4 protein-coding genes and 2 pseudogenes are annotated in these 5,418 nt (G+C 45.0%); 1 reads left to right on the top strand and 5 read right to left on the bottom strand.

Translation table 11 applies throughout. The features are described from left to right. Positions 1 to 77 precede the first annotated feature (77 nt). A pseudogene (locus I2I33_RS20065) lies at positions 78 to 806 on the top strand (TraM recognition domain-containing protein); the annotation flags it as partial. Positions 807 to 847: 41 nt separating this feature from the next. On the opposite strand, the gene I2I33_RS20060 reads toward I2I33_RS20065, so the two are convergent. From I2I33_RS20060 to I2I33_RS20040, 5 genes and pseudogenes are all read right to left on the bottom strand, one after another. After that, on the bottom strand, positions 848 to 1,414 hold the full coding sequence (locus I2I33_RS20060; RefSeq protein WP_002560991.1) for a hypothetical protein: 567 nt from the start codon (positions 1,412 to 1,414) through the stop codon (positions 848 to 850). A 16-nt stretch (positions 1,415 to 1,430) separates the two neighbouring features. Then, positions 1,431 to 2,594, bottom strand: a complete 1,164-nt coding sequence (locus I2I33_RS20055) for a GNAT family N-acetyltransferase (protein WP_002560992.1) — start codon at positions 2,592 to 2,594, stop codon at positions 1,431 to 1,433. A 9-nt stretch (positions 2,595 to 2,603) separates the two neighbouring features. Further along, positions 2,604 to 4,055 (bottom strand): ATP-binding protein, encoded by a 1,452-nt coding sequence (locus I2I33_RS20050; protein ID WP_002560993.1) that lies wholly within the window; start codon positions 4,053 to 4,055, stop codon positions 2,604 to 2,606. A gap of 140 nt (positions 4,056 to 4,195) precedes the next feature. Further along, on the bottom strand, positions 4,196 to 4,798 hold the full coding sequence (locus I2I33_RS20045; RefSeq protein ID WP_002560994.1) for an RteC domain-containing protein: 603 nt from the start codon (positions 4,796 to 4,798) through the stop codon (positions 4,196 to 4,198). Between the two features lie 238 nt (positions 4,799 to 5,036). Further along, a pseudogene (locus I2I33_RS20040) lies at positions 5,037 to 5,342 on the bottom strand (dihydrofolate reductase family protein); the annotation flags it as partial. Between the last annotated feature and the right edge of the window lie 76 nt (positions 5,343 to 5,418).

The raw sequence follows: 5,418 nt of genomic DNA, 5'->3' as shown, positions 1-5,418 counted from the left end.
TAAGTGGGTCAGTTTCGGTTATAAAGGTGGGTCAGGTGATTTTTATAATAGTGGGTCAAGTGACTTTATATTTTCCAGGCAACAATCCCGACCGTCAGAATATCTACGGGGCGGCTCTCGGATTGTATAACTCCCGCATCGTGAAGCTCATCAATAAGAAGGGGATGCTGAAGTCGTCGGTCATCATAGACGAGCTGCCGACGATATATTTCAAAGGGTTGGACAATCTTATAGCTACCGCCCGAAGCAACAAGGTTGCCGTGTGTCTGGGATTTCAGGATTTCAGCCAGCTGGTGCGCGACTACGGTGATAAGGAGGCGAAAGTGGTGATGAATACGGTCGGTAACATTTTCTCCGGGCAGGTGGTAGGTGAAACGGCAAAGACACTATCGGAACGATTCGGTAAGGTGTTGCAGAAACGGCAGTCTATCTCCATCAACCGGCAGGATGTTTCCACCTCCATTAACACGCAGATGGACGCGCTTATCCCGCCCAGCAAGATTTCCGGTTTGACGCAGGGAATGTTTGTCGGTTCGGTGTCCGACAACTTCAACGAGCGTATCGAACAGAAGATTTTCCACTGCGAGATTGTGGTGGATGCCGATAAGGTAAAACGGGAGGAAAGTGCCTACAAGAAAATCCCCGTTATTACCGATTTCACTGACGCAGACGGCAACGACCGCATGAAGGAAACGGTGCAGGCAAATTACCGGCGCATCAAGGAGGAGGTGAAGCAGATTGTTCAGGAGGAATTGGAGCGCATCGCGGGCGATGACAACCTGAAGCATCTGTTGCAGCAGAAGTAACCTATTAAAATAAGGGAGGATAGCTAAAATCCTCCCTTATTTTAATATTCCTCCAAAAGTTTATTTTGACGTAAATCTTCAATGTAACATGCTAAGTTACTTGAAACTTTATTAAATACTTTATCAAGATATGGGATGATATTTTCCAAATTCAATTCCAACTCTAACGGGAAACTATGATATTGATGTAAAAACCTTGTGATGTCATTTCTTTCTGAAACAGATAAAAGCAAAAATGGATTACTGTTTTTATAATATACCATTGCTGAAAGATGAATAAAAGCGCATCCTAATTTATAAACAAAAAAAGGCCAGCCATAAAATTTATCAGCTAAATCCACCATTTGTTTATCGGTCACGACTTTCTTTGTATTGGGATAAGACCATTTTATTCCCTCCAAAGTTTGGTTTATAAAATGCTCTCTAAGGTTTAAGTCGCTAATTGACAACAAAAACATAACTCTTACCATAGAATCTAATTCTTGACGCAGAATAGATATTACCTGCCCATATAATTGTTGTTGCAACAAAATATTTATAGCGCAAGAATGTTCTCCTGACCTTTGAGTAACTATATCGCAAAATAAATTAATATTATTTGTTTTCATTGTTGAGTGATTTCGCTTATAAGATATAGGATTTACTATTGGTTGCCACATATATCTGATGCGGCATTTCTTTTTCGTTGTATATTATTGTATGGTTGTCGCACAAGGTCATTCCCAGCCTTTCAACCACACGGATGGATGCCACGTTTTCCGGTCGGATACTGCAACAGACAGTTTTCAGTTCCAGCTCTCCAAAGGCGTATTCCAAACACGCGCGGGCGGCTTCCGTACCGTAACCGTTATGCCAGTATGTGTTATCGAGTATATAGCCAAGCTCGACAGTCTCGTTCCCGTTTAGGGTACTATTCATCAGACCGGCTTGTCCTATCAATGCGCCGCTTTCTTTCAGTATGACGGCAAAATATCCGAACCCGTCCTTGCGGTATCGGATGAGTTGCCTGTTTATCCATTTGCGCACGTCCTTTTTGGTAAAGCCGTGTTCCCAAGCGTACATGACTTCCGGCTTTCCCATTATGGCAAGGAGTGCGTCCATATCCTTACGGGTTATCCTGCGGATAAGCAGCCGTTCCGTTTCCATGACGACCAGCGATGCGGAATAGGTCTTTATCTCAAATCCGTCCTCTTTCCATTCCTTCACAAGCCTGTTGATCGTTTCTTCCACCAGACTGTCATAAGCGGCATCGGGAATAACCTTTATAAAAAAGGTGTCACGGGTTTCTTTCATGACCCATTCGTTGATGTCTTTCAGTTCCTTGCCTTCGGGAATGTAATTCTTGTGTATCATGAACTCGTTGATGTTGTCCGCCAACAATTCTTCCAACTGATAACGGATGTCATCCTCCAGTTCGGCAAATGGTATGGTTTCCTCTTCATAGATGCCTTCTATTAAAACATCATCCTCTTCCATATCCTCGTCCGGTGTCTGATTGCCCCGTTTCATGTCCAACATATCCTGCGCGAACTGCCCGGATTCCTTGTCCTTGTACTTCTTGGCATATTTTTCCAGCAGTTCCCAGTCCTGACGGCTCATCGGGCATTTGAAAACGGCTCGTTCCACCTCGTTACAGCGCACCATGTCCGCCTTCACATCATCGGGAAGCGACCGGCATTCCTTGCAGATATGCCGCGAGTGTCCTTTGCCGCTGAATTGCTCGTTGGCTTTGTACTCGCTACAAATCCGACAGTAATGCCCCTGTTGTTTCTTCTTTTTCGCCACCATACCCCGTTATTATATCAACAGTTCTTTTCCTTTATCGGTAAGACGATATTTCTGCCGGGGATGTTTCGGATTTTCCGGGTAAATAGGCTCTACCAAATTCTGCCTTATGGCTGGATACAGATATAGTTCTAAAAAATTACTTTTGTCCTTTAATCCTATCACACACATAATCTCTTTGGTTGAAAGTGTCTGTGTGCCGATTGCAGACAACACCTTTTCCACCTGTGGGGTAACTGTGGGGTGACTGTGGGGTAACTGTCGGGTAATTGTCGGGTCGTGCCCCACAGTTTTTCGGGTATAGCGGAAAATAACCCATACACTATTTCCATCTGTATGAAACTCCGGATCGGGAATGCCGACACGCCGGCATTCGCTTATCATAAGCCCGATGCCTCGTCCCCAGCTTTCCAGAACCTCGCTTTTATACAGAACATTCGCAATAATCAGGTTTTGAGGTTCTGAATTATGCCCGCTCAATAACTTTTCCATTGTTATATCCGGCGGAAAAGTTCCACTGTTCTCAATCTCCACACGGTCATCATAGATGGCAATTCCTACCGAACTGCCGGGACGGTGGTATGAGCGGTGGCAAAGGGCATTTGTGCAGCATTCCCTCAATGCCTTGTAAGGAATCTCAAGCTCTTCCTCCCGATACAAGCCTTCAACTTTGCCCGAAAGGGAAAGATGCTTGAAAAAGAACGACATTGCAGTGTCCAGCAGTGTGTAGATATTGCCAGTGGTACGCTGATTGTCTATAAACTCGTCTTTTGTAGTTCCTTTGAAACGCGCCAACCGAAGCAGGCACTGGGGATAGAAGTAAAAATCACGACCGAACAAGACTGCGGAAGCATTATTCAGTTTTCCGTCATGTAACAGGTTGAATTTTTCGAGTATGGTCGGCAAATCCTCCCTTATGGTGGCTTCGGGTAGGCGACCGCACCGGATGCCTCCACGTACCGCTCCCATAATGGCATGTTCATCAAGGTCAGTAACTTTGATGTCGGGATTCGTCATCGCCTCCCAAGCGTATTTCCCACCTCGCTGCATAAGCAGTTGGTTATATACGTCTTGCGGCATGGAGGATGTCACGCTCTCCAATCGAAGATAAGCCCGTCCCTTATAGGAGAACGGACGCATATAACGTTGGCTGTCCGCAGACAAGGCTATCACACTCTTGTCTGTATTTTGGATACTGATATACGAAACTTCGAGTGTGGCAAATGGTTCAAAACGCCGGATGGCTTCCGCAATATCACGCTTCGTCTTGTCGCTCACTTCCTGCCCGATGATCTTTCCTTTGTCGGTCACACCGAACAACACCGTGCCACCTTCGCTGTTAAGGAAAGCGCAGAGCGTTTCCATGCCGCGCTCCAACTGCCCGGTGGTTTCCTTGAACTCCACCTGCCCGTTTTCCTTTTCGGCTATCAGTTGTTTTACTATATCGAGGTTGTCTATGTTCATATTCAATTCGTAACAATTGTACAAAGATAGCGTTTTTCGCTGAAATTCGGGGCAATAGCGCGCCGAAAACGCCCTTTTTCGTATAGATTTTACTCAAACGGGAGAACAGCATGATACCATTCTCCCGCTTATACCTGATTTTATCTTCTCATACGTTCCAGCTCTTCATCGCGCAGCATTCTCTCGTTCAGTTTCTCCTGCATCTTGTCGAGGAAATAGGTACGGCTTTCGTTTTTCCGACGTTTGATGTCGGTATAGAAGCGGTAGCAATCCTTCGACTCAATACCGAATATCTTGTAGAGAATCGGGGCGAGCTGTTTTAGCGGCATATTGCCGTTGTTGATACAGCCCATCTCGTCTATGCCGTAGATAAGTTCCACGAGGTCGATGGCGTTGCCCGTCCAAAGAAGGCTGGCGGTGGTTTCTGTTGCGTTGTTGGCGGATATTAGTGGTGGCACTTGGGGCGTGGCAAGGAATTTCTGCATCTTTCTTACGAAAGACAGAGCCTTGCTGACGTAGGCGGCAATCTCTCTTCTTTCTTCTGACAGATTACGCACCGGATGGTGCTGCAACTCGATTTCGATGTAGGCAAGCGCGATGACGGTAAGGTTCATGTCCATGCCGCCGTTGCACAGTTCTATTACTTGGGTGGCGAAAGCCGTGTATGCTTTTTCCATATTGCAGTCTCCGGCTTCGTTTATCCGGCGGAAGAACTCGGTTTCCGCCAATAAAAAATAATTCATGTCCTGTCAATTTTGAAATTTTACACTCTGTTTTCGGTATGCGCACATGAATATAATTGGCAAAAAACGCGGCAGAAAACAAAAAATCCAACGCTCAATTTTACAAAGTGTTGTATTTCAGTGGTATAAAATTCAATATTTTTTCACAGGGACAAATTATCTCCGACTTAAATTGTTTGTAATCAGAACATTTATTCTATTCTTGAAAATAAAAATGTATGCTTGCCGCACATTTTGGCTATCTTGCTTTTTTATCAAGGATGTAGATAATGCGGCATACACCGTTGGGAAAACTTTTCAAAGAGGAAAGCGTCCAGTGTTGCTCTGGCAGAGCCGACTTAAAAAAATGTCGTCCGCTTCCGGATATGAAAGGAACGGTGTATAGTATGATTTCATCCACAGCGTGCATACGCAGTAGTCCGTTTATATAGTCTGCCGTGTCCGGTGTGGCTTCCGCGAGGTAACGGATGTTTGTGCCGTCTTTTCTCCATTCGTGCAGCATTGAAATGGAATAGTCTGGTGTCACGCGGTAAAGGGCGTTCTTGGAAAATATAAAGTCACTTGACCCACTATTATACTCTAAATTGACCCATCAAAAAAATATTAGAATTAAGTAGAGA

This window comes from Butyricimonas sp. BSD2780061689_150309_C8, assembly GCF_015560935.1.
Classification (GTDB): Bacteria; Bacteroidota; Bacteroidia; order Bacteroidales; family Marinifilaceae; genus Butyricimonas; species Butyricimonas paravirosa.
Note: the sequence above shows the minus strand (reverse complement) of the source record. Positions and strands in the feature narration are given on the sequence as shown.